The sequence below is a fragment of the Streptomyces albidicamelliae genome (genome assembly GCF_025642175.1).
Taxonomy (GTDB): domain Bacteria; phylum Actinomycetota; class Actinomycetes; order Streptomycetales; family Streptomycetaceae; genus Streptomyces; species Streptomyces albidocamelliae.
This window is the reverse complement of sequence record NZ_CP106795.1, coordinates 5,874,270-5,899,626: the sequence shown is the minus strand read 5'-3', so window position 1 is coordinate 5,899,626 and position 25,357 is coordinate 5,874,270. Positions and strand designations below refer to the sequence as shown.

Below are 25,357 nucleotides of genomic sequence, written 5' to 3'. Positions count from 1 at the left end.
GCCGGCCCTCGTTTGTGGCTTCCTCCGAGAGACAAACGCCACGTATGGCGAGGAGTGGGATCAAAGTACGATGGTGGCGGCGCTGTTGACGCGCGTAGAGTCCCCTAGTCCCTGTCCCCCCACGTCTGGGCACCCTCTTCCATGAGCAAAACAGTCGAGACCGAAGGCGCTCTCGAGACCCGAGGCATCGAACAGGTCCCCGACCACGAGCGCACCGCGAAGACCCGTGAGCTGTTCCCCACCTGGGTCGGAGCGAACATCAGCGTGCTGCTGCTGACGATGGGCGCGAGCCTCGTCGTGGCGTACCACCTGAACATCTGGCAGGCCCTCGTCGTCGCGGTGTCCGCGCCGATCGTGTCGTACGGCCTGGTCGGGCTGATCGGCATCGCGGGCAAGCGGGGCGGAGCGCCCGGCATGGCGCTCTCGCGCGCCGTCTTCGGACAGCGCGGCAACCTGCTGCCGGGTTCGCTGATCTGGGTGGCCCGCTGGGGCTGGGAGACGATCAACGCGGTGACCGGCGCCTACGCGATGCTCACCATCCTGGACATCCTGTTCGGCATCCGGGCGAACAGCGTGCTGGACATGGTCACGCTGCTGGTGTTCGTCGTCGCGACCTTCGCGATCTCGGGGCTCGGCATCAGCGCCGTGCAGAAGTGCAACAAGTACGCCACCTATCTGTTCGGCGTGTTCTCGGTGCTGGTCCTCGGCTACCTGGTGGCGAACACCGACTGGTCGAAGGTCATGGACCACAGCGCCGGCTCGACGGCCGCGGTGATCACCGGTATCGGCATGATCGCCGCCGGCGGTGTCAGCTGGATCCCGTCCGCGCCGGACTTCACCCGCTACCTGCCGCGCACGGCCTCGTCGAAGGCGATCGTGGGCACGGCGGTGGGCGGCGCGGGTGTCGTCGTCCTGCCGATGGTGCTGATGGGCGCGGTCATGGCGGTCTCCACGCCGGACCTGGCGTCGGCGAGCGACCCGGTGTCCTTCCTCGGCGAGATCCTGCCGACGTGGATCGCGGTGCCGTACCTGTGCATCGCGCTGATCGGCATGCTGCTGATCAACTCGATGTCGATGTACTCGGCCGGCTTCACCGCGCAGACCCTCGGCTTCAAGGTGCCGCGTCACTGGGCGGTCTCGGTCAACGCGGTGATCTCGCTGATCTTCGGCGGGGTGCTGATGCTGGTGGCGACGAGCTTCATGGGCTCGTTCATCGCCTTCCTGTCCCTGCTGGCGGTCGCCTTCTCCGCGTGGGTGGGCGTCTTCGGCGCGGACATGCTGCGCCGCACGGAGTACGACGCCGGGGCGATGGCCGACACCACCCGCACCAGTGCCTACTGGTACCGGGGCGGCTTCTCCCCCGCGGCCGTGGCCGCCTGGGCGATCGGCCTGGTCTCGGGCCTGATGTTCACCACCTCGGACTGGTTCACCGGCCCGCTCGCGAAGAACAACGTCATCGGCGAGTACGGCCTCGGCTGGGTCGCCACGATCGTGATCTCGGGCCTGCTGTACCTCGCCCTGCCGAAGCCGGCCGTGACCACCCCGGCACGGGCCGAGGAGCCGGCCGAGGAGCCCGTGACCGCGGGCGTCTGACGGCGGGCGTCCGGCCGGGGTGGGCCGGAGGCGGCCGCCCTGTGAGGGCGCAGGCCGTCCACGAGCCGCCTTCCCCTTCATAGCAATCTGACGCTGCGTCAGCTACCGTCCCCCTCCACCGCTCTTCGCACCGGAGGGGGACTTCGCATGCCCGTCACGGTCGTACGTTTCAATCTCGTCGAGCCCGGCGCCACGTCCGCCTCCCTGGCCGCCCGGTACCGGACCGCCCTGGAGATGGCCGCTTACGCGGACGAGCACGGGGTCACCACCGTGCAGACCGAGGAGCACCACGGCGCGGACAACAACTGGCTGCCGTCGCCGTTCGCCTTCGCGGGCGCGGTGTTCGGGGCCACCCGCCGGATCGCGGTGACGGTGTCGGCGGTGATCGGCCCGCTGCACGACCCGCTGCGGCTGGCCGAGGACATCGCCGTACTGGACCTGCTCAGCGGCGGCCGCCTGGTGACCGTGGCCGGGATCGGCTACCGGCCCGAGGAGTACGAGCTGTTCGGCGTCGACTGGAAACGGCGCGGCCGGCTCCAGGACGAGCTGCTGGAGACGCTGCTGAAGGCGTGGTCGGGCGCGGAGTTCGCGTACCGGGGCCGCCGGGTGCGGGTCACTCCGCGTCCGTTCACCGATCCGCATCCGCTGCTGCTGGTCGGCGGCTCCTCCAGGGCCGCCGCCCGCAGGGCCGCCCGGCTGGGCCTGCCGTTCTTCCCGAGCGCGCACCTGCCGGAGCTGGAGGCGTACTACAAGGAGCAGCTCACCGCGTCGGGAACCGAGGGCTGGACGATGATGCCGGCCGCCGAGACCCCGCTCCTGCACCTCGCCGAGGACCCGGACCGGGCGTGGGCCGAGTACGGCGAGCACTTCCTGCACGAGGCCCGGACGTACGCCTCCTGGCAGTCGGACCAGATCCGCTCGGCGGTGAAGTCCGCGGCGACCTCGGTCGAGGAACTGCGCGCGGAGGGCGTGTACCGGATCCTCACCCCGCAGGAGTGCGTCGCTCAGCGCCTGGACAGCCTGGTCCTCCACCCGCTGGCGGGCGGCATGCCCCTGGAGGAGGGCTGGCGAAGCCTGCGCCTGTTCGCCGAGCGGGTGATCCCGGCGCTGGAGGGGTGAGGAGCGCGCGGCCCGGCGTCGCCGCGCGAGTGAACTCGAAGCGCTCGTCGCCTTCGGACCCGCACGGATGCCGGACGGGGCGGGCTCGCTGATCGAACGAGCCGGGGGCCAGGACCGGGACTCCCCTCGGGCGACAGGGTCGGCAGCGGTCCCGGCCGCGCCGGGAATACGACACCGCCGCCCCCGATCCGGGCGGTGGCCGGGATCGGGGGCGGCGGACGGTACGGGGAGAGGGGCAGCGGGGACTTGGCCCTTCTCCCCGAGTACGGGGGGCCGGTCAGCCCATCTCCTCCAGCGCCTTGCCCTTCGTCTCCTTGACGAACTTGAGGACGAACGGGATGGAGAGCGCGGCGAAGATCGTGTAGATCACGTACGTGCCGGAGAGGTTCCAGTCGGCCAGCGACGGGAAGCTCGCGGTGATGGCCCAGTTGGCGATCCACTGCGCGGAGGCGGCGACGCCGAGGGCGGCGGCGCGGATCCGGTTCGGGAACATCTCGCCGAGGAAGACCCAGACCACCACGCCCCAGGACAGGGCGAAGAAGAGGACGAAGATGTGGGCGGCGATCAGGGCGACCCAGCCCTGCGTGGCCGGGAGCTTGCCGTCGACCAGGTTGTAGGAGAACGCCCAGGCCTCGAGGCCGAGACCGATGACCATGCCGACCGAGCCGATGAGGGCGAGCGGCTTGCGGCCGATACGGTCCACGAAGATCATCGCGATCACGGTGCCGACGATGTTGATGATCGACGTCGTGAAGGAGTAGAAGAACGACTCCGTCGGGTCGACACCGACCGACTGCCACAGCGTCGAGGAGTAGTAGAACGCGACGTTGATGCCGACGAACTGCTGGAAGACCGACAGGCCGATACCGACCCAGACGATCGGCTTGAAGAAGAAGGAGCCGCCGAGCAGGTCCTTGAAGGTCGACTTGTGCTCGCGCTTCATGGCGCGCTCGATCTCGGTGACGCGGGCGTCCAGGTCGATCTTGTCGCCCTCGACCTCCTTGAGCACCTCACGGGCGCGCTCCTTGCGGCCGACCTCGATCAGGAAGCGCGGCGACTCGGGGATCGCGAAGGAGAGCAGACCGTACAGGACCGCCGGGATCACCATGACGCCGAGCATGACCTGCCAGGCCTCGAGGCCCATCAGCGTGCCGCGCTGGTTGCCGCCCGCCGCGTTCAGGATGGCCCAGTTGACGAGCTGGGAGACGGCGATGCCGACCACGATCGCGGCCTGCTGGAAGGACCCGAGACGGCCGCGGTACGCGGGCGGGGCGACCTCGGCGATGTAGGCGGGGCCGATGACCGAGGCCATGCCGATGGCGAAGCCGCCGATGATGCGCCAGAAGGCGAGGTCCCACAGGGCGAACGGCAGCGCGGAGCCGACGGCGCTGATGGTGAAGAGGACCGCGGCGATCTGCATGCAGCGGATGCGGCCGATGCGGTCGGCTATGCGGCCGGCCGTGGCGGCGCCGATGGCACAGCCGATCAGGGCGATCGCGATGACCTGCGCGAGGGCCGCCGAGCCGATGTCGTAGCGGTCCCGGATGGCCTCGACGGCGCCGTTGATGACGGAGCTGTCGTAGCCGAACAGGAAACCGCCCATGGCGGCAGCCGCCGCGATGAAGATGACGTGCCCGAGATGTTCGGGATGAGCCGTGTTGGCTCCTGGCTGTGGTGCCTGCGCAGTGCTGGTCACGAAAGACTCCTCGGGCCGCGGCAACGCTGCCGGGTGGGGTGATCCCCTCCTGGTATCCAGTGGGGCACAACTTCACACCACTGACACCTGAAGGTAAAAGCAACGTTGCAGAGACTATGCCTTCAAGTTTCGAAGTCAATAGTCAGATTGCTGTGAGTTTCGAGACGCGCCTGAGGGTTCCGTGTTCAAGTAGTGAACATCGAGTGAGTCGATCTTGAAAAGGGCGGTTCAGCGCAGCCGCTGGGAGATCACCTTGGACACGCCGTCGCCCTGCATCGAGACGCCGTAGAGCGCGTCCGCGACCTCCATCGTGCGTTTCTGGTGCGTGATCACGATGAGCTGCGAGGCCTCCTGCAGCTCCTGCATGATCCGGATCAGCCGCTGCAGGTTGGTGTCGTCGAGTGCGGCCTCGACCTCGTCCATGACGTAGAAGGGGCTGGGCCGGGCCTTGAAGATCGACACCAGCAGCGCCACGGCCGTCAGCGAGCGTTCACCACCCGAAAGCAGCGAAAGCCGTTTGACCTTCTTGCCCGGCGGGCGCGCCTCGACGTCCACGCCCGTGGTGAGCATGTTGTCGGGGTCGGTCAGGATCAGCCGTCCCTCGCCGCCCGGGAACAGCCGGCTGAAGACGCCCTCGAACTCGCGTGCCGTGTCCCGGTAGGCCTCCGTGAACACCTGCTCGACGCGCTCGTCGACCTCCTTCACCACCTGGAGCAGGTCGGCGCGGGTCTTCTTCAGGTCCTCCAGCTGCTCGCTGAGGAACTTGTGCCGCTCCTCCAGCGCCGCGAACTCCTCCAGCGCCAGCGGATTGACCTTGCCCAGCTGCTGGTACGCGCGCTCCGCCGCCTTCAGCCGCTTCTCCTGCTCGGCGCGCACGAACGGCCGGGGCTGGTTGCGCGGGTCCTCGGGGTCCTCGGGCAGCTGCTCGCCGTCGGCGGGGGGTGAGGGCGGCACGGGCTGGTCCGGCCCGTACTCCGACACCAGTCCGGCCGGTTCGACGCCCAGTTCCTCCAGCGCCTTGGTCTCCAGCTGCTCCATCCGCATCCGCTTCTCGGCGCCGAGCACCTCCCCGCGGTGCACCGAGTCCGTCAGTTTGTCGAGTTCGGACTTCAGTTCGCGGCCGGCCGTGCGGGCGGCGGTCAGCTCCTGCTCCCGCCGCGCCTTGGCGGCCTCGGCCGCGGCGCGCTCCCGCTCGGCACGGGCGAGCGACACCTCGACGTGCGCCAGCAGCTGCCGGGCGCCGGAGGCGACGGCCTGCGCCACTTCCGCCTCGTGCCGCAGCCGGGCCCGGCGCTGCTCGGCACGCGCGCGTGCCTCGCGTTCGGTGCGGGCCGCCCGGTCGAGCGAGTCGGCCCGGCCCGAGAGCCCCTTGACCCGCTCCTCGTGGGTACGGACCTGGAGCCGGGCCTCCATCTCGGTCTGACGGGCGTTGGCGCCGTCGGCGGCGAGCCGGTCCCGCGCCGAGGTGTCCGGCTCCTCGTCGACCGGCATCTCCTCAGCCACGGCCAACCGCTCGGCCAGCTCCTCGGCGTCCTCTACGGCCTTGTCCAGCGCCTCCTGCGCCCGCGCGGCCGCCGCCGCGGACCGCTCCGCCTCACCGGCCGCGCCACGTGCCTGTCCGGCGAGCCTGCCGAGCTGCTGGGCCACGGCTGACTTCTCCCGGTCGGCGGCCCGGCGCCGCTCCCCCACCTCCTCGACGAGGGCCGCCGCCCGCGTCCGCCGCTCGGCCGCCGCCTCCTGCTCCTCGGCGAGCGCCTCGCAGCGCACCGCCAGCTCGGCGAGCTCGGCGGCGGCCTCGTCCACGGAGGCCTGTACCTCCAGCAGGCTGGGCGCGCCGGCCGACCCGCCGTGCGCGAAGTGGGCGCCCAGCAGATCGCCGTCGGCGGTCACCGCGGTCAGCTCCGGGTGGGCGTAGACCAGGTCCTCGGCGTCCTCCAGGGTGGCGACGACGACGATGCCGCGCAGCAGACGGCGGACGGCGGGCAGGAGTTCGGCGGGGCCCCGGACGAGCTGTGCGGCGGGGGTCGCCGAGCCGGGCGCCCGGCCGGCCGCGGGGTCGTCGTGGCCGGCCGCGTCGTGTCCCGCGTCCCCGCGGGACGGTTCCGGGTCGCCCGCGAGCAGCAGGGCCGCCCGGCCGCCGTCCTGTTTGCGGAGCAGACGGATCGCGTCCGCCGCCGCGGCCGGGGACGTCACGGCGATGGCGTCGGCCGCCGCGCCGAAGGCGGCGGCGAGGGCCACCTCGTGGCCGGGGGTCACCGTCAGCAGTTCGGCGGCCGGACCGAGGACGCCGGTGAGGCGATCGCGGGCGCCGAGCAGTATGCCGGTGCCGTCCTTGCGGCGCAGGCCGAGCGCCAGCGCCTCGTGGCGGGCCCGGGTCGCGGCGCGTCGGCGTTCCGCCGCGGTGGCCGCCTCGCGTGCCGCGCCGAGCGCCGCCTCGGCGTCGGTGAGCTGCCTCCGGGCCGCCTCGTGCCGCTCGGCGAGGTCCGCGTCGTCGGCGTCCAGGCCGTCGACCTCGGCCTGCAGGGCCTCGTACTCCTCCTGCGCCCGTACGGCCCGCTCCTGGGCCTCGTCCCGGGCCGTGGCCAGCCGGTCGATCTCGGCCTGGGCCGAGGCGGCGCGCGAACGGGCCGCGTTGACCTGCCCGGACAGCCGGGCCAGTCCCTCACGGCGGTCGGCGATGGCGCGGGCCGCGTCCTTGAGCCGGCGCTCCTCGACGGCCAGCTCCCGTTCCAGTTCGGCGCGGTGGGCGACCGTGTCGTCCAGGGCGTGCTGGGCGGCCTCCAGGGCGGCTTCCAGTTCCGCCTCCTGCTCACGGATGCGGGCGGCCTCGCGCTCCAGGTCCTCGGGGTCGCGGCCGCGCCGCTCCTCGGGGGGCGCGGAGGTGGCGCTCTTCATCCGGGCGTCGGCCAGCGAGACGGTACCGCGGACCCGTTCGGCCAGCTGGGACAGCTCGTACCAGGTCTGCTGGGCGCGCTGGAGCCGGGGCGTGAGCTGCCGTACCTCGTCCTCCAGCAGGGACTCGCGGTGCAGCGCCTTCCTCAGCTCCTGTTCGGCGCTCTCCTTGCGCTCCTTCAGGGCGGCCTCGTCGGCGATCTCGGCCTTGAGCGCCCGGCGCAGCCGTACGAGGTCGTCGGCGAGCAGGCGCAGCCGGGCGTCGCGGAGATCCGCCTGGATGACGGCGGCCCTCCTCGCCACCGCCGCCTGGCGTCCGAGGGGCTTGAGCTGGCGGCGCAGTTCGTCGGTGAGGTCCTGCACGCGCGCGAGGTTGGCCTGCATCGCGTCGAGCTTGCGGAGCGCCTTCTCCTTGCGCTTGCGGTGCTTGAGGACGCCGGCGGCCTCCTCGATGAAGGCGCGGCGGCCCATGGGGTCGGCGTGCAGCACGGAGTCGAGCTGGCCCTGGCCGACGATGACGTGCATCTCGCGGCCGATGCCGGAGTCGGAGAGGAGTTCCTGGATGTCGAGCAGCCGGCAAGTGTCGCCGTTGATCTGATACTCGCTGCCGCCGTTGCGGAACATGATCCGCGTGATGGTGACCTCGGCGTACTCGATGGGCAGCGCCCCGTCGGAGTTGTCGATCGTCAGGGACACCTCGGCGCGGCCCAGCGGCGGGCGGCCGGTGGTGCCGGCGAAGATGACGTCCTCCATCTTGCCGCCGCGCAGGGACTTGGCGCCCTGTTCGCCCATGACCCAGCTGAGCGCGTCCACGACGTTGGACTTGCCCGAGCCGTTCGGGCCGACGACACACGTGATCCCCGGCTCGAACCGGAGGGTGGTCGCCGAGGCGAACGACTTGAACCCGCGGAGGGTCAGGGCCTTGAGGTGCACGCCGCCGGACTCTACCGGGCGCCGCTATCTCACTCCATGAACCCTCGCAACCGCGCGGTTTCGCCCATGAACACGAAGGGCACACCGTACGTTAAAGAAGGTGAGAGGATGCGGGGGAAGAAAGAAGGGACGCCGAAGCGTCCCTTTGCAACTCTGACGGCCGGGTTGCGGTCGTCGGATCAACTGAGCGGTTGATACGGGCCGCCCGATCGACTGCGACTGCTGTCGTGGAGCGATGCAGTGATCAGGTGAGCGCAGGCTCCGCCTGGTGTGCGTCGATGCTCTCCATGATCCTGTCCTGAGAGGCGGCAGCCGACAGTGCTTCGTTCTCCGCCTGGATCCGTACGAGCTCGGACTCCAGGTCCTGAACGCGCTGCTGCAGCCGTCGCATCTCGGCGAGGAGTCGAGGGTCGGAGCCGCCGACGTAACCGAGAAGCGCCTTTGCCATGATGGATGGTCCTCCACACTGAGTGACCGACCGATGCGGTGTGGGTCGTGAGGGAATCGCACCCGCGGTGCTTGGCACATCGTGGTCTTGCTCTGCTGTTGCTTCATGCCAAACAGCTAAGGTGCGCGGGGCTTTCAGCGTCTCACCAAAAAGTTTGACGGTCAACACGATCACACCCTGTATTGGCGGGCGGACCGGGGCGCGCGGCCGGGAAACGGCGGCGCTGCGACTCTTCCGGTGCCCTCAGGGCGTGGTGATCAGCCGGGGTTCAGCTGTACCAGCGGAGCCTGCCACGCCACGCCCCATCTGGCAACCACCAGGTCGTTCCTGCTCCGCGCATGTGCCGTTGGCAGCTCACCACGCCCCGGCCTGCGGCTCTGTACAGATATCGGGTCAGCGGATGGCGAAGCCGTCGTAGCCGCCGCGGGGTGTGTCCCAGATCTCGGTGACTCCCTCTACGCGTCCGGGCGTGTCGTCACCCTGGAGCCAGTCGAGCAGACCTTCGCAGCCGTCCCTCGATCCTTCGGCGACCACCTGGACCCGGCCGTCGGCCAGATTGAGAGCAAAACCACTCAGGCCGCCGATCTCCAGCGCCTTGGCACGCGTGAACCAGCGGAAACCCACACCCTGCACGCGTCCGCGGACCCAGGCGACCAGTCGTACATCCTCGCTCATGGGTGCAACCTAACCGGCCGATGTCGCTCGGCACACGTCGCGCCCCCAGAGGATGCGGTAGCGTCCGCACCCCATACATCTCATATGAAACTCACTCGATCGAGTGGGTTTGGTCGGCCAGGGGGGTCACTCGGCACGCCGGCACCGGTCGACCGCGGGCACGAGGAAGAGGGCAAGGACATGGGACGCCACCGACGCTCAGCCGCCGGCCGCGCATCCGAGGGCCGCGCCGCGGGATCCGCGTACCCGCACTCCGCCCAGGGGGGCGACGGTCCCCCGCACCCGTCGGGCGGGCGGGCGCCGATGGGCATCGCCCCCTATCTCAACCCGGAGGCCTACGCCGAGGCGAACGCCCGGGCTCACGCCTACCTGTTCTCGGCCGACGGCGACGGCGACAGTCACTATGCGGCCGGATCCGCGCCTGCGGGCGGCGGATTCGGATTCACCCCCGCCGGTGGCCGGGCGCCGGGTCACCGGCACCGGAAGAAGGCCGCGCGGCCGGTGCGGACCGGGCTGCTCGGGGTGTCCGCGGCCGTCGCCCTCGGCACGGTCGCCGTGGCCACCGGGGTGGTGCCGGGTCTCCAGGACTACCGGCTCGGCGGCGGCACGCACACCACGGGCGGTGACCGAATACAGGCGGCCGACTCCCCCAGCAACACCGCGAGCGAGCAGGGCGGCACCTCGGGCAGCGCCGACAGCCGCGACGGCTCGGCCGCGGGCGGCACCACCGGGCGATCGCGGCCCGGCGCCCCGTCCGCCCCCGCTTCCCCGTCCCCCTCCTCTTCCCCTTCCTCTCCTTCCTCTCCTTCCTCCTCGTCGCCCTCCGCCTCGAAACCGGAGGCGCGCGAGACCTCCCCGTCGCGCACGGCTCCCGGAAAGCCGGCACCGTCCAAGCCGAAGACCACCCCGCCGCGTACGGCGACCAGGGCGCCCAGCGCCTCCACCGCACCGGGCCCGGTGTCGACGGAGGCCGCCGCCGAGGCGGAGGTGCTGAAGCTGGTCAACGAGGAGCGGGCGAAGGTCGGCTGCAGCGCCCTGGCGGCGAACTCCTCGCTGGCGCGACTGGCCGGCGCCTTCAGTGACGACATGGCCGCGCGGGACTTCTTCGACCACACGGACCCGGACGGCGCCACCCCGTGGGACCGGGCCGCGAAGGCGGGCATCACCGACCTCGGCGGCGAGAACATAGCCCGCGGCCAGGCGACGGCGGCGGCCGTGATGGAGGCCTGGATGAACAGCCCGGGCCACCGCGCCAACATCCTCAACTGCGACTACAAGACCCTCGGCGTCGGCGTCCACCTCGGCCCGGGCGGCCCTTGGTGGACACAGGATTTCGGCTTCTGAGACTCCCGGAACTCCCGTCGGACCTCACGGCGTAGTGCCGTTCAGGTCTCGGTGCGCCGTCGAGGATCCCCCCGCCCGGCGCAAAAGGGCCGCCGCATGGCATGCGGCGGCCCTTTTGGGGGTCCGTCTCGGTGGTCGTCGGCGTGACGCGTCAGCGGATGATGATCACCACGGGGACGCTGCTGTAGGGATAGCCGGCGAACGGATAGAACCCCGTGGCTCCGAGCGTGCCGAAACCGCAGTTGTTGAAGCCGCGGTTGAAGCCCGCACCGAAGCGGCATCCGCCGTGCGTCTGGACGGTTGGTGACAGCGACCGGACGCCGTCCGTGGTCACCGCGGCTGACGCCGGGCTCGCGACCGCGACCGTTCCGGCGACGGCGCCGCCCGCGAGGACGGCGGCGGCCAGGGTTCGCATGACCGGGTTGCTGCGCATATGTCGGCCTCCTTCACCCCGAGATATCCACACCCCTCCGGTATCTCCGCTCACACCAGGTAACACCCGTTCGACGGAACGTACCACCCAGGCGGTCCCGAGCCCCGGAATTCCGGGGCTCGGGACCGGGGCGCCCGGGCCCGTCACCGGGCCCGGCGCGGTCCTACGCGGCGGCGCGCCCGAGCGCGAACAGCCGCGCGGTCTCCGCCACGCGGCGGCCGAGGTGCTCGGCCGTGGCGATGTCGGCCTTGTGGACGCCCTCGGGGCCCTGGTCGTTGTTGCTCTGCGCGGCCGCGCCGGCGAAGAAGCCGAGGCGGTTGAGGTCGTTCTCCGAGGCGGTGCTGCTGTTCCAGCCGGGGAGCAGGCCGAGGTTGACCCAGTGCATGCCGTGCTGGGCGGCGAGCGTCTGGAAGAACTGCAGGGTGTGCAGCTTGTCGCCGCTCTTCGAGGCCGAGTTCGTGAAGCCGGCCGCCAGCTTGTCCTTCCAGTCCTGGCCGAACCAGCGCCGGGAGCTCGCCTCGGCGAAGACGTGGAAGGCGCCGGAGGCGGTGCCCATGTAGGTGGGCGAACCGAAGACGATCGCGTCCGAGCGGTCCAGCGTCTCCCACTGCTCGTCGGTGATGTCGTCGACCTTGATCAGGTGCACTTCGGCGCCGGCGTCCACCGCGCCCGCGCGGACGGCCTCGGCGAGGACGGCGGTGTGGCCGTAGCCGGAGTGATAGGCGACGGAAACGACAGGGTTGGACATGACACTCCTTGGAAAGGGCAGCACGAAAGCAATAACCAAAGGAAAGCACTAACCCGAAGTTAGTGCAACCTGGCAGGTGGCGCTGTGCGCGCGTACCCTTGCCGGTATGACCGCCATCGCCCAGGACCACGACGACCTCGCCTACAACGTCTTCGCCAAGGCCTGCCCGTCACGCGGCACGCTGGAGCACGTCACGGGCCGCTGGGGCGGACTGACGCTCGGCGCGCTGTACGAGGGCTCGCTGCGCTTCAACGAGCTGCGCCGCCGCGTGGACGGGGTGAGCGAGAAGATGCTGTCGCAGACGCTGCACGCGCTGGAGCGCGACGGACTGGTGCACCGCGAGGCGCAGCCGACGAACCCGCCCCGCGTGGACTACGAACTCACCCCCCTGGGCCGCCAGGTCGCCGAGCGCCTGCTGGCGCTCATCCACTGCGTGGAGGGTTCGATGGACGACGTGCTCGCGTCCCGTGCGCGTTACGACGAGACGCGCGGCGGCCTCTGACACTTCGGGCAGAAGTAGCTGGAGCGGTTCATCCAGGGCCGGCGGCGGATGGGGGTGCCGCACCGCCTGCAGGGCAGTCCCTCACGGCCGTACGCGTCCAGGGAGCGGTCGAAGTAGCCCGACTCGCCGTTGACGTTGACGTACAGGCTGTCGAAGCTCGTGCCGCCGACGGCGAGGGCCGCGTTCATCACGTCCCGTACGTGGCCCAGGAGTTCGGTGACGACCGGACGGGTGAGGTTGGCCGTCGGCCGCTCGTAGTGGACGCGGGCGCGCCAGAGGGCCTCGTCCGCGTAGATGTTGCCGACCCCGCTGATCAACGACTGGTCCAGCAGGGCCCGTTTGACGGTCGTGCGCTTGCGGCGCAGGGCCTGCCCGAACGCCTCCTCGTCGAACAGCTCGTCGAGGGGGTCACGGGCGATGTGCGCGATGACGTCGGGCAGCCCGTCGGGGGTGTTCTCGTGCAACGACAGTCCGCCGAAGGTGCGTTGGTCGACGAAGCGCAGTTCCGTGCCGAGGGAGTCGGCGAACCGGAGCCGGATGCGCAGGTGCTTCTCGTCCGGCGCCTCGTGCGGCTGCACCAGCAACTGGCCGCTCATGCCGAGGTGCGCGAGGACGGACTCGTTCGTCTCCTCCAGCGGCAGCCACAGGTACTTGCCGCGACGGCTGGGGGTGCCGATGTGCTTGCCCTTGAGCCGGTGCGCGAAGTCGTCGGCGCCCGCCACGTGCCGGCGGACGGCGCGCGGGTGCAGCACCTCGACCTCGGCGACGGTGCGATGGGCGGCCCATCGCTCCAGACCGCGCCGGACCACCTCGACCTCGGGCAACTCGGGCATCGGGACCCCCGTACACAGCGGTGGATGAGCCGAACGCCCGCCCCGTCGGGAACGGTGGGGCGGGCGTTTCGGATACTGCTCTCTTCGTCAGGCGGAGGCGGACGACGGGTTGCCGTCCTTCGCGGCGGCCTCGTCGGCCGCCTTGGCGCGCTCGTCCGCGGCTGCCCGGATGGACCGCCAGGCGGACTCGGCGGCCTGCTGCTCCGCCTCCTTCTTGCTGCGGCCGGTGCCGGTGCCGTACGAGACGCCTCCGACGCGGGCAGCAGCAGTGAAGGTCTTCTCGTGATCGGGACCGGTCTCCGTGACCAGGTACTCGGGCACGCCGAGCCCCTCGATCGCGGTGAGCTCCTGGAGACTGGTCTTCCAGTCCAGGCCGGCTCCGAGGTTCGAGGACTTCTCGATCAGCGGGTCGAAGAGCCGGTGCACCAGCTCCGAGGCCGCGTCGAGGCCCTGGTCGAGATAGACCGCGCCGATCACCGCTTCCAGGGTGTCGGCGAGAATGGACGCCTTGTCCCGGCCGCCCGTGCCCTCTTCACCACGGCCGAGCCGGATGAAGGAGCCCAGGTCGAGCCCACGGCTGACCTCCGCCAGCGCACGCGAGTTGACCACCGCGGCCCGCAGCTTGGCCAGCTGGCCTTCGGGCAGGTCGGGGTGGGTGCGGTACAGCGTGTCCGTGACGACGAGGCCGAGCACGGAGTCCCCGAGGAACTCCAGTCGCTCGTTCGTCGGCAGACCGCCGTTCTCGTACGCGTACGAGCGGTGGGTCAGCGCACGCACCAGAAGGGCGGACTCGAGCTGATAGCCGAGCCGCCCTTCCAGAAGCGTGTGGGACGAGGCCTGGTTGTCCACTTTCTTCTTGGCGGGTACATCCGCCTGGGCGTCTTCCACCCTCTTGGGACTGGACACAGTGCCTCTCACCAGCCCGCTCAGACTTCGAGGACCTGGCGCTTGTTGTAGGTGCCACAAGACGGGCACGCGATGTGCTGCTGCTTGGGCTCGTGGCAGCGCTCGCACGCAACCAGGGTGGGGACCGCAGCCTTCCACTGCGACCGGCGGTGGCGCGTGTTGCTGCGCGACATCTTCCGCTTCGGAACAGCCACGGCTACTTCTCCTGCTTCTCGTCGACGCCCGCTTCCGCGTCAGCGCCGCTCATCTCGTCCTTCTCGCCGTCTTCAGGTGAACCGGCGAGTCCCTGCAAAGCCGCCCAACGGATGTCGACGGCGTCGTGATGGTGGTCCGGGTCGTCCGCCAGCCGCACTCCGCACTCGGAGCACAGGCCCGGGCAGTCTTCCTGGCACACCGGCTGCATCGGCAGTGCGAGCACCACCGCATCGCGCAGCAGAGGTTCGAGGTCGAACAAGCCGTCCTCGAGGTAGAACCTGTCCTCGTCGTCCTCGGCGTCGTCGCCCGGTTCCGCGATCACGCGGCCCCGGTCGTCGGCGTCAGGGTACGAGAACAGCTCCTGGAAGTCCGTTTCGAGCTCCAGCCCGACCGGCTCCAGACACCTTACGCACTCCCCCTCGGCCTGTGCACGGGCGGTGCCTGTGACGAGCACCCCTTCCATGACCGACTCGAGTCGGAGTTCGAGCTCCACCGGGGCGCCCTGCGGCACTCCGATGACTCCCGGGAGGCCGAGATCGGCCGGGGCGTCGATCGTGCGGGTCAGGCGCTGCAGCGCGCCAGGACGCCGACCCAGCTCGTGCGTGTCGAACACGAGGGGGTTGCGGTGGTCGAGGCGGGCGTTGGAGGCCATTCCTGCTTTCGATCTTCTGAACTCGAGGGGACGCCACCCGACGGTGTTCCGGGCAGCGGTGATCGCGGACATACGCGCGACCGAAGAGCCAGGATACTGGACCTTTCGCTCAGGGCCCAATCCGGTACGGCTCCGGCCCCTACTGGAGGCCCCGGCCCTGTTCGTACGCCCTCAGCTGCTCCGCGCTGATCATGCTCGTGTCGAAGAGGCTGGCCTCGTCGAGGTCGTAGCCCTGCGGGGACTGCTGGTGGGCCTGCTGCTGCGCCTGGTGGGGGTCGTAGGCGGCCTGCTGGGCGTCGTACCCCTGGTAGGCGTAGGGGTCGGCCTGCTGGTAGCCGTACGGGTCCTGCTGCTGGGCGTAGTCCGGCTGCTGCGGGAAGCCCGCGTACGGGTCCGGCTGCTGCGGGACGGGGTCGCCTCCCGCCGGGCCGTAGCCGGGGGTGGGGGCGTAGCCCGGCTGCGGCTCGTACGACGGCTCCGGCCGGCGCGGCGCGGGGCGCTCGGCCGGGGTATCGGCGAGGGCCGCGAGGTCGGCGAGGTAGTCGGCGTCGCTGGAGTGCTGGAACGTCGTGGTGTCGTCGGCGAGCGCGCCGAGGTCGTCCGTGGCGATCCGGCCGTGCAGCTTCTGCCGGCCCCGCCCGACGGCCTCCAGGGTCTTGGCGAGGACCGCCTCGAAGGCGCCGAGCTTGGCGTCGACGTACGCGTCGGCGTTGTGCCGCAGGGTCTCGGGGTCCTGGCTGCGCTCGGGGGCGTCCTCGTCCTCGTAGCCGTTCTCGTCCAGGCCGGGGCCGGTGCCGAGCAGCTTCTCGCGGCCGCGGCCGACCGAGCCGAGCGTCTTGGTGAGGACGACCTCGAAGTTGGCGAGCTTGGAGTCGACGTAGTCGTCGGCCTCGGCGCGGACCTCGTCGGCCTCCTTGCGGGCCTCGTCGAGGATCCGGTCGCCCTCGGCCTGGGAGCGGCGGGCGATCTCGGTGTCGGAGATCAGCGAGCCGCGGTGGGCGTGCGCGTCGGAGATGATCCGGTCGGCCTCGGCGCGGGCCTGCTCGACCATCTGCTCACGGCCGCCGATCAGTTCCTGCGCCTGGGCGAGGGAGCCGGGCAGGGCCTGGCGCACCTCGTCCAGCATCGCGAGCAGCTCGGCACGGTTGATCACGCAGGACGCCGACATGGGCATGCCCCGGGCGCCTTCCACCGCGGAGACGATCTCGTCGAGCTTCTTCTGCACGTCCACCTGTGCTCGCCACTCTCTACAGCCGGGTTGGAGACGGACGGGACGACTGTAGCCCCATCAGTCCTTGCGCAGGCGCGTGTTCAGGGCGTCCAGGATCTGGGCGGGCACCAGGTGGGAGACGTCTCCGCCCCAGGCCGCGACCTCCTTGACCAGGGAGGAGGACAGGAAGCTGTAGGTGGGGTTGGTGGGCACGAACAGCGTTTCGACGCCCGTGAGGCCGTTGTTCATCTGGGCCATCTGCAGCTCGTAGTCGAAGTCGCTGACCGCGCGCAGGCCCTTGACGATGGCCGGGATGTCGCGCTGCTTGCAGAAGTCGACGAGGAGGCCGTGGAAGGCCTCGACGCGGACGTTGCCGTACTCGGCGGTGACCTCGCGGATCAGCTCGATCCGCTCCTCGATCTCGAACAGGCCCTTCTTGGACTGGTTGATCATCACCGCCACGTAGACCTCGTCGTACAGACGGGAGGCTCGGGCAATGATGTCGAGGTGTCCGTTGGTGATCGGGTCGAACGACCCGGGACAGACGGCGCGGCGCACTTGTGATCCCTCGCTCTCCGGTCCGGTCATCGTGCGTCTTCGCACGTAGAGGCGGCGCGACCGTACCAAAACGTTCCCTCGCCGTAGCGACGGGACCGGATCGCCTCGAAGCCGTCCGGCCAGTGGAATTCGCCGCCTCTGGTGCTGCGCTCCACGGTGACGAGGGCTTCCCCGGCGAGCCAGCCCTCCGTGCGGAGTGTGAGCAGGATCTCGCGAAGATCGTCGTCGGTGACGGCGTACGGAGGGTCGAGGAAGACGAGGTCGTACGGATCGGCCGGGGGTGCGGTTCTGATGATCTGTTCCGCTTTGCCCGCCCGCACCTCCGCGCCCGGCAGACCGAGGGCGCGGACGTTCTCCCGGACGATGCGGGCCGCGCGTGCGTCGGCCTCCACCAGGAGGGTGTGGCCGGCGCCCCGGGACAGGGCCTCCAGGCCCACGGCTCCGGAACCGGCGTAGAGGTCCAGGACCCGCTCGCCCTCCAGGGGGCCGCCCAGCAGGGACTGCCAGGTGGAGAAGAGGCCCTCGCGCGCTCGGTCCGAGGTCGGCCGGGTGCCGGTGCCTGGCGGAACGGCCAGCCGGCGTCCACCGGCTGCGCCGGCGATCACGCGGGTCATTTCGGGTCCTTCGTCCTGGGTGGCTTCAGCGGCTGTACGCGCCAAGTCTGGCAGGCGCACACCGGACACGCGCCCTGCCCCGGCTACGGGTGCCGGGGCGGCGCGGAGCGCGGCGCGCGGGAAACGCGTGGTCGGCCCGGCCCGGAGCTGACAGCATCACCGTCCGCCCGGCCGAAGATCCAGGGGGAGTCCGTGTCCGGCGAAGTCGTCACCGTCTGCCTGCCGCCCGAGGCCGGCGCCGATCTGCACGCCGCCCTCGCCGCGGCTCTCGCGCCCCTCGACATGAACGGACGTCATGAGCCCTACCAGGGGGAATGGGACCACTGGCGGCTCGGGCAGCCGGACCACGCATTCATGGTGGTGCCCCGACACGAGGCCCGCCCCCGGCTGTTCCGGGACCTCACGCCCCGCAGGGGCCGGGAGCGGCGGGCGGTCCTGGGGCTGTGCGACGGCGGCCCGCGCGCGTTGCTGGACTTCGCGGCCATGGGGGCCGGGGCACCCGCGAACGCCGAGCGGCACTGGGCGTCCTTGAGCGACGAGGACCGCAGAGGTCACGTCTTCGAGTTCGCCGACACCTGGGTGGTGGCGACGGACCATCTGCTCACCGTGGGCGGGACGTGGGTCTCCGGCGGCTTCCTGGACGACTCGGTGACCACCCACGCGTACCTCGACCAGCTGGCCGCCGACACCCTCGTCGTCCGGGTCGAGATCCACTGCTGAGGTCCCCTCGCGGGCCGGCGTGTCAGCCCTTCTCCAGGTACTGCTCCCGTTCCTCGTCCAGGAGGGCGGTCAGGGCAGTGCGCAGGCCGGGGAGGTGCTCCAGGTCGGGGTCCGCCGCCACGAGGGACGCCGCCTCCTCCCGTGCCTCGGCGATGACCTCCTCGTCCTCGATGACCGCGAGGACCCGGAGGCTGGAGCGGGCGCCGGACTGGGCCTGGCCGAGGACGTCGCCCTCGCGGCGCTGTTCCAGGTCGATGCGGGAGAGCTCGAAGCCGTCGAGGGTGGAGGCGACGGCGTTCAGGCGCTGGCGGGCCGCGCTCGCCTCGGGCATCTCGGTGACCAGGAGGCACAGGCCGGGCGCCGCGCCACGGCCGACCCGGCCGCGCAGCTGGTGGAGCTGGGAGACGCCGAAGCGGTCCGCGTCCATGATCACCATGGCGGTGGCGTTGGGGACGTTGACGCCCACCTCGATGACGGTCGTGGCGACCAGGACGTCGGTCTCGCCCGCGGCGAAGCGGCGCATCACCGCGTCCTTGTCGTCGGGGTGCATACGGCCGTGCAGCACCTCGACCCGCAGGCCCTGCAGGGGGCCGCCGCTCAGCTGGCCGGCGACGTCGAGGACGGCGAGCGGGGGCCGCTTCTCCGCCTCGTCCTCGGCGGACTTCTTCCGCCCGGCCTTCTTGGGGTCGTCCTCCTCGTCACCGATGCGGGGGCAGACGACGTACGCCTGATGGCCGCCTGTGACCTCCTCGCGGACCCTCTCCCAGGCGCGGGCGAGGAAGTGCGGCTTGTCGGCGGCGGGCACGACATGGCTGGCGATCGGGGAGCGGCCGGCCGGGAGCTGGTCGAGGACGGAGGTCTCCAGGTCCCCGAAGACCGTCATGGCGACCGTGCGCGGGATGGGCGTGGCCGTCATGACGAGCAGGTGCGGGGGCTGCTTGCCCTTGCCCCGGAGGGCGTCGCGCTGCTCGACGCCGAAGCGGTGCTGCTCGTCGACGACGACCAGGCCGAGGTCGTGGAACTGGATCCTGTCCTCGATGAGGGCGTGCGTGCCGATGACCAGGCCGGCCTCACCGGTGGCCAGGTCGAGCAGGGCGCGGCGGCGGGCGGCGGCGCCCATGGAGCCGGTGAGCAGGACCACCTTGGTGGCGTGCTCGGCGCCGCCCAGCATGCCGCCCTCGGCGAGCTCGCCCATCATCTCGGTGATCGAGCGGTGGTGCTGCTGGGCGAGCACCTCGGTGGGCGCGAGCATGGCCGCCTGGCCGCCGGCGTCGACCACGGCGAGCATGGCCCGCAGGGCGACCATGGTCTTCCCGCTTCCGACCTCCCCCTGCAGCAGCCGGTGCATCGGGTGGTCGGTGGCCAGGTCGTCGAAGATCTCCTTGGAGACCTTCCGCTGGCCCTCGGTGAGGGTGAAGGGGAGGCGGTCGTCGAAGGCCGCGAGGATGCCGTCCGGCCGGGGGGTGCGGGGTACGGCCGGGAGTTGCGTGTCGGCGTGACGGCGGCGGGCCAGGGCGACCTGGAGGACGAAGGCCTCGTCCCACTTCAGGCGGTCGCGGGCACCGGCGATGTCCGCCTTGGTGTGCGGCCGGTGGATCTTGAGCAGGGCCTCCGGCAGCGGGAGCAGACCCCGGCCCTCCCGGAGGGTCTCCGGGAGCGGGTCCAGGGCCTCCTGCGCGCTGGGCAGCACGGTCTGGACCGCCTTGCCGATCTTCCACGACTCCAGCTTGGCGGTGGCCGGGTAGATCGGGATGAGGGCGCCGGCCCAGGTCTCGACCGTCTCCTCGCTGTCGCCGTGCAGCAACTCGTAAGCGGGGTGGGCCAGTTGGAGGCGGCGGTTGAAGACGGAGACCTTGCCGGCGAACATCGCGCGGGTGCCCGGCAGCAGCTCCTTGTGCGGCTTGTGCACGCCGTGGCCGAAGAACACCAGCTGGAGCCGGCCGCTGCCGTCGGTGATCGTGACCTCGAGGCGCTGGCCCTTGCCACGGGGGGCCTTGGCCGAGGCGAAGGTGTGCAGCCGGGCGTCGGCGACCTGGGCGACCACCGTGACGTGCTCGTCCATCGGGAGGTCGGCGAGGTGGGTGAGCTGCCCCCGCTCCTCGTATCTGCGCGGATAGTGGTGCAGGAGGTCGCCGACGCTGTGCAGGCCGAGGTGCTCGGCCATCACCTTCGCGGTGGCGGGGCCGAGCACTGACTTCAGGGGTTGTTTCAGCGGTTCTTCCAGTGCGGGCACGAGATCCATTGCACACCACCGCACTGACAAAGCCGTAGACGCTGCCCTGCGATTTCGTCCCGCGGGGCCTCCGCTTCGTCGGAGAGATCCGGGAAACCCCTGGTCAGGGCGGCTGTTCCGGGCCTAGGATGACGCGCTCCGGCCATCCTTCGCGGTCACCGCCCACCCGGGACCGCCCGACCCCGCGCCGAACGCGCTCCCCCCTCCGGCGCAGTGACGATGGACTCCCAGACCTCACAGTCATCCCAGGCATCCCGGTCACCCCACCAACCTCATACGTTTCAGGTCGACCTGCGCGGACTGGTGGACCTGCTCTCCCACCACCTCTACTCCAGCCCCAAGGTCTACCTGCGGGAGCTGCTGCAGAACGCCGTGGACGCCGTCACCGCCCGGCGGGCCGAGGAGCCGGACGCCCCGGCGCTGGTCCGGCTGCACGCGGCGGACGGCGGCCTGCGCGTGGAGGACAGCGGCGTCGGGCTCACCGAGTCGGACGTGCACACCCTCCTCGCGACCATCGGCCGCAGCTCCAAACGGGCCCAGGGGCTGCAGGAGGTCCGGTCCGACTTCCTCGGCCAGTTCGGCATCGGGCTGCTCGCCTGCTTCGTGGTCGCCGAGCGGATCCGCGTCGTCAGCCGCAGCGCCAGGGCGCCCGAGGCGCCGCCGGTGGAGTGGACGGCCCACGACGACGGGTCGTACACCGTGCGCACGCTGCCGCACGCGGAGCGGCCCGAGCCCGGCACGACCGTGCACCTGACCCCGCGCGCCGGAGCGGCCGAGTGGCTGTCGCCCGAGCGGGTCCTCACCCTGGCCCGGGACTTCGGCGCGCTGCTGCCGTACGACGTCCGGGTGGACGGGGAGCCGATCAGCGACCTGCCCGCGCCCTGGGACCGCCCGTACCCGAGCCCCGCCACGAGGCGGGGGGCGCTGGCCCGGCACTGCCACGAGCTGTTCGGCTTCACCCCGCTGGACTCGATCGGCCTGGACGTGCCGGTGGCCGGTGTCCGCGGGGTGGCGTACGTGCTGCCGTCGGCGGTCAGCCCGGCCCAGCGGGCGACGCACCGGGTGCACCTGAAGGGCATGCTGCTCACCGAGCGGGCCGAACAGCTGCTGCCGGACTGGGCGTTCTTCGTGCGCTGCGTGCTGGACACCGACAGCCTGCGGCCGACCGCCTCGCGCGAGTCGCTGTACGAGGACGAGACCCTCGCCGCCGTGCGGGACGCGCTCGGCGAGCGGATCCGGTCCTGGCTGACCGGGCTCGCGGCGGGTGATCCGGAGCGGCTCGCGGCCTTCCTCGCCGTGCACCACCTGGGGGTGAAGTCCCTCGCCCGGCACGACACCGACATGCTGCGCACGATGCTGCCGTGGCTGCCGTTCGAGACGACCGACGGACAGCTGTCCCTGGAGGAGTTCGCGCAACGGCACCCGGTGGTGCACTTCACGCGGACCGTCGAGGAGTACCGGCAGGTCGCGCCGATCGCCTCCGCGCAGGGCGTCGGGGTCGTCAACGGCGGCTACACCTACGACAGCGATCTGGTCGAGGCGCTGCCGCGGGTGCGTCCGGGGACGGTCGTCGCCGAGCTGGACGCGGACACCGTGACCGCGCACCTGGACGCCGTGGACCCGGCCGCGGAACTGGCCCTGTCGGGTTTCCTGGCCGCCGCGCGCGCGAAGCTCGATCCGCTGGGCTGCGACGTCGTCCTGCGCGCCTTCCACCCGCTGTCCGTGCCCGCGCTGCACCTGGACGACCGGACGGCGCGGCACGAGCAGGCGCGGGCGGAGGCCGAGGAGCGGGCCGACGACCTGTGGGCCGGCATCCTGGGCTCGCTGCGCGGCGGCGCCCCGCGCGCGCGTCTGGTGCTGAACCACCTCAACCCGCTGGTCCGGCGGATCAGTTCGATCAAGGACCCGGAGCTGATCGGCACCGCCACCGAGTCGCTGTACGGGCAGGCGCTGCTGATGGCGCAGCGTCCGCTGCGGCCGGCCGACTCGGCGCTGCTCAACCGGGCGTTCATCGGCCTGCTGGAGTGGGCCACGCACGGGGAGAGCGACCGCTGATGGGTGAGATCGCGGACTTCGACGCACTGCGCCGGGCACTGGCGGAGAACTCCGAGCAGCCGGAGGGCCCGGCCCGCAACGCGCGCGCGGAGCTGCTGCTGGCGGAGGCGGAGCGGCTGGAGGTGCCGCTCGCCGTGATCGAGGCGCTCGGACACCAGCTGAAGGTCTACAACTACAGCTCCGAGAAGGACAAGATGTTCGTCCCGTTCGCGCGGCTGCTGCGGATGTGGGACGAACGGCCGGAGGACTTCGACGCGTACGAGGCGCACTCGCTGCACTGGGTGTTCAAGTGGATGTCGGCGGGCATGCTGGACCAGCCGCACGTCCCGCTCGCGTCGGTCGAGAAGTGGCTCGGCGAGATGGAGCACCGCTACCGGCTCGCCGGGCACTCCGAACGGGCCGTGCGCAGCGCCGAGTTCAGTGTGGCCGCGCACGTCGGGGACCTGGCTCGGGCGGAGCGGGCGTACACCGCGTGGCTGGCCGCGGACCGCGACGCGATGGCCGACTGCCACGCGTGCGAGCTGCACGGACAGGGTGTCTGGCAGGCGGAGTCCGGCCGGGACGCGGAGGCCCTCGGCCTGTGGCGGCCGGTGCTGGAGGGCGAGTACAGCTGCGCGCACGAGCCGCACACGGTCCTGGCCTCGTCGCTGAAGCCCCTGCTGCGGCTCGGCCGGGTGGAGGAGGCCCGGGCGAACCATCTGCGGGGCTTCCGGCTGGTGCGCCCGATGGAGAGCATGCGCGGCGCCTACGCGGACCACGTGGAGTTCTGCGCGCTGACCGGCAACGAGGCACGCGGTCTCGAACTGCTCGCCGAGCGCCCGGCGTACTTCACGGACACCGGTCATCCGCGCAGCCGGCTGGACTTCATGGCCGTGGTGGCGCTGCTCGCGGACCGGCTGGCCGAGCTGGGGCTGGGCGCGCAGCGGGTGCCGGGGCCCGCCGGACGGACCTGGACGGCGCGGGAGCTGGCCGTGCACGCGCGCGCGGAGGCGACGGAGCTGGCCGAGCGGTTCGACCGCAGGAACGGCACCTCGTACGTCGGCGACCGGGCACGCGCGCGCATGGCGCAGCGCCCGCTGGTGGAGCGGCTCCCGCTGGGTGTGCGTACGGTGCGCCCGGCGCCGGCGCCGGAGGCGGCGGCCCCGGCGCCCGGGAACGCGGATAGTCCGGCCGGGCTGAGCGTGCTGCTCGCCGAGGCGCGGCGGATGTCGGACACCCTGCGGCCGCACGCGCTGAGGGCCTGGGCCGCGGTGGCGGAAGCGGCGCGGGACGCGGAGCTGGAGCCGCGGGACCGCGCGGAGATCGCCGACCACGAGGCGATGGCGGGCGGGCCCGAGGCCGTCGAGCTGTTCGAGCGGGCGGCCGCGCTGTACGCGGAGGCGGGCGATCCCGGCGAGGCGCTGGCGGCACGCGCGCGCGGGGCGTACGTCCGGGCGCTGCACGGCGAGGTCGACGCGGCCCTGGCGGTCGTGGCGGGCCTGTACGACGAGGTGCTCGCGCTGTACGCCGACGGGGCCACCGGGGTGCGGCAGACGGCCGCGGTGGTGATGAGCCGGGCCCGGATCCTGATGCGCCGGATGCACGAGGACCCCGCGGGTCCGGCCGCCGGGACGGCGCTCGCGGCCGCCGAGCGGGCGGTGCGCGAGGTGCTGGCGCTGGTCGACGGGCGGGACGGGGACGAGGTGCGGCTCGCGGCGCGGGCCGCCGAGGCCCGGGCGATGCTCGCCGAGCTGGCCGGGCACGCCGGAGACGCCGGCCGGGCGGCCGAGCTGTTCCGACGGGCCGTCGACGCGTACGTGGCCGCGGGGCTGCCCTGGTTCGCGGTCGAGTACGAGGTGCAGGTCGCCGCCCTGGCCCACCAGGCCGGTGACATGGCCGGGGCCGAGCGGGCCCTGCGCGGCGCCCTGGAGCACGGCGGGCCGTACGTGGAGCCGGTCGGGCGGGCGCAGCTGCACCTGCAGCTCGCGGAGGTGATCGGCGGCGGGGGTGAGGCCGTGGAGGCCGCGGAGCACGCCTTGGAGGCCGCGCACTGGGCCGACGAGGCGGGCGAGAGCGGCACGCTCGGCGCCTGGGCGCGGCAGCAGCTGGGCGGCTTCCTGCTGCGCCAGGGGCGGTACGCGGAGGCCGCCGAGGTGCTGGAGTCCGCGCTGGTCGACCTGGACCCGGGGACGCACGGGGACGGGGTGGTCGTGCAGGCCCGCTGGTGGCTCGGGGACTGCCTGGGCGAGCTGGGCGAGCACCGGGAGGCCGCCGAGCACCGGCTGCGGGCCGCCGACATCGCCCGGCACTGGCCCGAGCAGCAGGACCACGCCACCCTCGCGCACCTGGCCGCCGAGTCCCTGGGCAGCGCCGGACTGCTGGACGAGGCGGACGAGGCCTACACGCGCGCGGGCGAGCTGTGGCGCGCTCTGGACAACCCGTACTTCCTGGTGCGGTCGCTGCGCGCCCGCGGCTGGCTGGCGCTGCGCGGTGCGTCCGGCGCCGAGGGCGCGCGGGAGCTGATGGCGGAGGCGGTACGCGAGTGCGAGGAGGCGCTGGCGGCCGCCGCCGACCCGGTGGCCCGGGAGCAGCTGACGGACGAACTCGGTCACACCCACCGTCAGTTCGGTGACCTGCTGGCCCGCTGGGCGGCCGAGCGGGCCGAGGGCGAGGCGGCCGAGGGCGAGGCGGCCGAGGGCGAGGTGGGGGACGACGAGGTGGGGGACGACGAGGTCCGGGCCGCGCTGGAGGCGGCGCTGGCACGGACGGAGGAGGCGGTCGTGGTGTTCGGCACGCTCGGCGCGGGCGGGCTGCACGGCCGTACCGGGGCGGAACTCGCCGCGGGGCGGCTGGAGGCCGACCTGGGCCGGCCCGATGCGGCGGCGGCACGCGCGCGTGGTGTGCTCGCGGCCTACGAGGGCGCCGGTGACGAGGACGGGACGGTCCTGGCCCGGCGGGCGGAGGCGGACCGGATACTCCGGGCGGCGCGGGCCGGGGCGTGAGCGGGGCGCGGCCGGAG

21 protein-coding genes are annotated in these 25,357 nt (G+C 72.0%); 7 read left to right on the top strand and 14 right to left on the bottom strand.

The window, feature by feature from the left end; translation table 11 throughout:
- The first annotated feature begins 141 nt into the window (after positions 1–141).
- Together N8I86_RS27060 and N8I86_RS27055 are read left to right on the top strand one after the other, a co-directional pair.
- On the top strand, positions 142–1,593 hold the full coding sequence (locus N8I86_RS27060) for a cytosine permease (protein WP_073889931.1): 1,452 nt from the start codon (positions 142–144) through the stop codon (positions 1,591–1,593).
- Positions 1,594–1,740: 147 nt separating this feature from the next.
- Complete coding sequence (locus N8I86_RS27055; RefSeq protein WP_263278907.1) at positions 1,741–2,712, top strand: LLM class flavin-dependent oxidoreductase; 972 nt, start codon at positions 1,741–1,743, stop codon at positions 2,710–2,712.
- A gap of 277 nt (positions 2,713–2,989) precedes the next feature.
- On the opposite strand, the gene N8I86_RS27050 is transcribed toward N8I86_RS27055, so the two are convergent.
- The 4 genes from N8I86_RS27050 to N8I86_RS27035 form a co-directional block, all read right to left on the bottom strand.
- Positions 2,990–4,408 carry a sugar porter family MFS transporter gene (locus tag N8I86_RS27050; RefSeq protein WP_073889928.1) on the bottom strand — a complete coding sequence of 473 codons (1,419 nt, stop codon included), beginning with the start codon at positions 4,406–4,408 and terminating at the stop codon, positions 2,990–2,992.
- A gap of 228 nt (positions 4,409–4,636) precedes the next feature.
- Entirely contained in the window at positions 4,637–8,233 is a 3,597-nt protein-coding gene (gene smc, locus N8I86_RS27045; protein ID WP_263278906.1) for a chromosome segregation protein SMC, read from the bottom strand.
- A gap of 244 nt (positions 8,234–8,477) precedes the next feature.
- On the bottom strand, positions 8,478–8,681 hold the full coding sequence (locus N8I86_RS27040; RefSeq protein ID WP_031167290.1) for a hypothetical protein: 204 nt from the start codon (positions 8,679–8,681) through the stop codon (positions 8,478–8,480).
- Between the two features lie 393 nt (positions 8,682–9,074).
- A complete protein-coding gene (locus N8I86_RS27035) occupies positions 9,075–9,356 on the bottom strand; it encodes an acylphosphatase (RefSeq protein WP_073889923.1) in 282 nt (93 codons plus the stop codon).
- 180 nt (positions 9,357–9,536) lie between these two features.
- Here N8I86_RS27035 and N8I86_RS27030 point away from each other — a divergent pair, with 180 nt between their 5' ends.
- Positions 9,537–10,700, top strand: coding sequence for a CAP domain-containing protein (locus tag N8I86_RS27030; protein ID WP_263278905.1), 1,164 nt, complete (start codon positions 9,537–9,539; stop codon positions 10,698–10,700).
- A gap of 151 nt (positions 10,701–10,851) precedes the next feature.
- Here the strand turns inward: N8I86_RS27030 and N8I86_RS27025 are convergent, their stop codons facing one another.
- Positions 10,852–11,133, bottom strand: coding sequence for a hypothetical protein (locus N8I86_RS27025; RefSeq protein WP_073889920.1), 282 nt, complete (start codon positions 11,131–11,133; stop codon positions 10,852–10,854).
- Positions 11,134–11,296: 163 nt separating this feature from the next.
- On the bottom strand, positions 11,297–11,881 hold the full coding sequence (locus tag N8I86_RS27020) for a flavodoxin family protein (RefSeq protein ID WP_073889918.1): 585 nt from the start codon (positions 11,879–11,881) through the stop codon (positions 11,297–11,299).
- Between the two features lie 106 nt (positions 11,882–11,987).
- On the opposite strand from N8I86_RS27020, the gene N8I86_RS27015 reads away from it, so the two are divergent.
- On the top strand, positions 11,988–12,383 hold the full coding sequence (locus tag N8I86_RS27015; RefSeq protein ID WP_123436548.1) for a winged helix-turn-helix transcriptional regulator: 396 nt from the start codon (positions 11,988–11,990) through the stop codon (positions 12,381–12,383).
- On the opposite strand, the gene mutM is transcribed toward N8I86_RS27015, so the two are convergent.
- The 7 genes from mutM to rsmD all read right to left on the bottom strand — a co-directional run bounded on the left by mutM (position 12,356) and on the right by rsmD (position 17,351).
- Positions 12,356–13,216 carry a bifunctional DNA-formamidopyrimidine glycosylase/DNA-(apurinic or apyrimidinic site) lyase gene (mutM, locus tag N8I86_RS27010; protein ID WP_073889915.1) on the bottom strand — a complete coding sequence of 287 codons (861 nt, stop codon included), beginning with the start codon at positions 13,214–13,216 and terminating at the stop codon, positions 12,356–12,358. The two genes, N8I86_RS27015 and mutM, sit on opposite strands and share 28 nt — an antisense overlap.
- An 87-nt stretch (positions 13,217–13,303) precedes the next feature.
- On the bottom strand, positions 13,304–14,134 hold the full coding sequence (rnc, locus tag N8I86_RS27005; protein WP_073889914.1) for a ribonuclease III: 831 nt from the start codon (positions 14,132–14,134) through the stop codon (positions 13,304–13,306).
- A gap of 8 nt (positions 14,135–14,142) precedes the next feature.
- Positions 14,143–14,316: a 50S ribosomal protein L32 gene (rpmF, locus tag N8I86_RS27000; protein WP_003951102.1), complete on the bottom strand. Its 174-nt coding sequence runs from the start codon at positions 14,314–14,316 to the stop codon at positions 14,143–14,145.
- Between the two features lie 2 nt (positions 14,317–14,318).
- Positions 14,319–14,969: a YceD family protein gene (locus tag N8I86_RS26995; RefSeq protein ID WP_073889912.1), complete on the bottom strand. Its 651-nt coding sequence runs from the start codon at positions 14,967–14,969 to the stop codon at positions 14,319–14,321.
- A gap of 139 nt (positions 14,970–15,108) precedes the next feature.
- Complete coding sequence (locus N8I86_RS26990) at positions 15,109–16,200, bottom strand: ATP synthase F0 subunit B (RefSeq protein WP_073889910.1); 1,092 nt, start codon at positions 16,198–16,200, stop codon at positions 15,109–15,111.
- Between the two features lie 57 nt (positions 16,201–16,257).
- Positions 16,258–16,737 carry a pantetheine-phosphate adenylyltransferase gene (gene coaD, locus N8I86_RS26985; RefSeq protein WP_073889907.1) on the bottom strand — a complete coding sequence of 160 codons (480 nt, stop codon included), beginning with the start codon at positions 16,735–16,737 and terminating at the stop codon, positions 16,258–16,260.
- 26 nt (positions 16,738–16,763) lie between these two features.
- Complete coding sequence (gene rsmD, locus N8I86_RS26980; protein ID WP_073889905.1) at positions 16,764–17,351, bottom strand: 16S rRNA (guanine(966)-N(2))-methyltransferase RsmD; 588 nt, start codon at positions 17,349–17,351, stop codon at positions 16,764–16,766.
- Positions 17,352–17,543: 192 nt separating this feature from the next.
- Here rsmD and N8I86_RS26975 point away from each other — a divergent pair, with 192 nt between their 5' ends.
- Positions 17,544–18,071: a hypothetical protein gene (locus N8I86_RS26975; RefSeq protein WP_263278904.1), complete on the top strand. Its 528-nt coding sequence runs from the start codon at positions 17,544–17,546 to the stop codon at positions 18,069–18,071.
- Positions 18,072–18,093: 22 nt separating this feature from the next.
- Here N8I86_RS26975 and recG read toward each other — a convergent pair whose 3' ends face one another.
- Positions 18,094–20,313, bottom strand: coding sequence for an ATP-dependent DNA helicase RecG (recG, locus tag N8I86_RS26970; RefSeq protein WP_073889901.1), 2,220 nt, complete (start codon positions 20,311–20,313; stop codon positions 18,094–18,096).
- Positions 20,314–20,523: 210 nt separating this feature from the next.
- Here recG and N8I86_RS26965 point away from each other — a divergent pair, with 210 nt between their 5' ends.
- Both N8I86_RS26965 and N8I86_RS26960 read left to right on the top strand, forming a co-directional pair.
- The gene (locus N8I86_RS26965; RefSeq protein WP_263278903.1) at positions 20,524–22,359 is read left to right on the top strand and encodes an HSP90 family protein; all 1,836 of its coding nucleotides are present in this window, start codon (positions 20,524–20,526) and stop codon (positions 22,357–22,359) included.
- A complete protein-coding gene (locus N8I86_RS26960) occupies positions 22,359–25,340 on the top strand; it encodes a tetratricopeptide repeat protein (protein ID WP_263278902.1) in 2,982 nt (993 codons plus the stop codon). The genes N8I86_RS26965 and N8I86_RS26960 overlap by 1 nt, the downstream gene beginning before the upstream one ends.
- Positions 25,341–25,357 lie beyond the last annotated feature (17 nt).

Bases quoted from the DNA above. Each gene is read 5' to 3' on its own strand.
- N8I86_RS27060 (WP_073889931.1), top strand. From the start codon at position 142: ATGAGCAAAACAGTCGAGACCGAAGGCGCTCTCGAGACCCGAGGCATC.
- N8I86_RS27055 (WP_263278907.1), top strand. From the start codon at position 1,741: ATGCCCGTCACGGTCGTACGTTTCAATCTCGTCGAGCCCGGCGCCACG.
- N8I86_RS27040 (WP_031167290.1), bottom strand. From the start codon at position 8,681: ATGGCAAAGGCGCTTCTCGGTTACGTCGGCGGCTCCGACCCTCGACTC.
- N8I86_RS27035 (WP_073889923.1), bottom strand. From the start codon at position 9,356: ATGAGCGAGGATGTACGACTGGTCGCCTGGGTCCGCGGACGCGTGCAG.
- N8I86_RS27030 (WP_263278905.1), top strand. From the start codon at position 9,537: ATGGGACGCCACCGACGCTCAGCCGCCGGCCGCGCATCCGAGGGCCGC.
- N8I86_RS27025 (WP_073889920.1), bottom strand. From the start codon at position 11,133: ATGCGCAGCAACCCGGTCATGCGAACCCTGGCCGCCGCCGTCCTCGCG.
- N8I86_RS27020 (WP_073889918.1), bottom strand. From the start codon at position 11,881: ATGTCCAACCCTGTCGTTTCCGTCGCCTATCACTCCGGCTACGGCCAC.
- N8I86_RS27015 (WP_123436548.1), top strand. From the start codon at position 11,988: ATGACCGCCATCGCCCAGGACCACGACGACCTCGCCTACAACGTCTTC.
- mutM (WP_073889915.1), bottom strand. From the start codon at position 13,216: ATGCCCGAGTTGCCCGAGGTCGAGGTGGTCCGGCGCGGTCTGGAGCGA.
- N8I86_RS26995 (WP_073889912.1), bottom strand. From the start codon at position 14,969: ATGGCCTCCAACGCCCGCCTCGACCACCGCAACCCCCTCGTGTTCGAC.
- rsmD (WP_073889905.1), bottom strand. From the start codon at position 17,351: ATGACCCGCGTGATCGCCGGCGCAGCCGGTGGACGCCGGCTGGCCGTT.
- recG (WP_073889901.1), bottom strand. From the start codon at position 20,313: ATGGATCTCGTGCCCGCACTGGAAGAACCGCTGAAACAACCCCTGAAG.
- N8I86_RS26965 (WP_263278903.1), top strand. From the start codon at position 20,524: ATGGACTCCCAGACCTCACAGTCATCCCAGGCATCCCGGTCACCCCAC.
- N8I86_RS26960 (WP_263278902.1), top strand. From the start codon at position 22,359: ATGGGTGAGATCGCGGACTTCGACGCACTGCGCCGGGCACTGGCGGAG.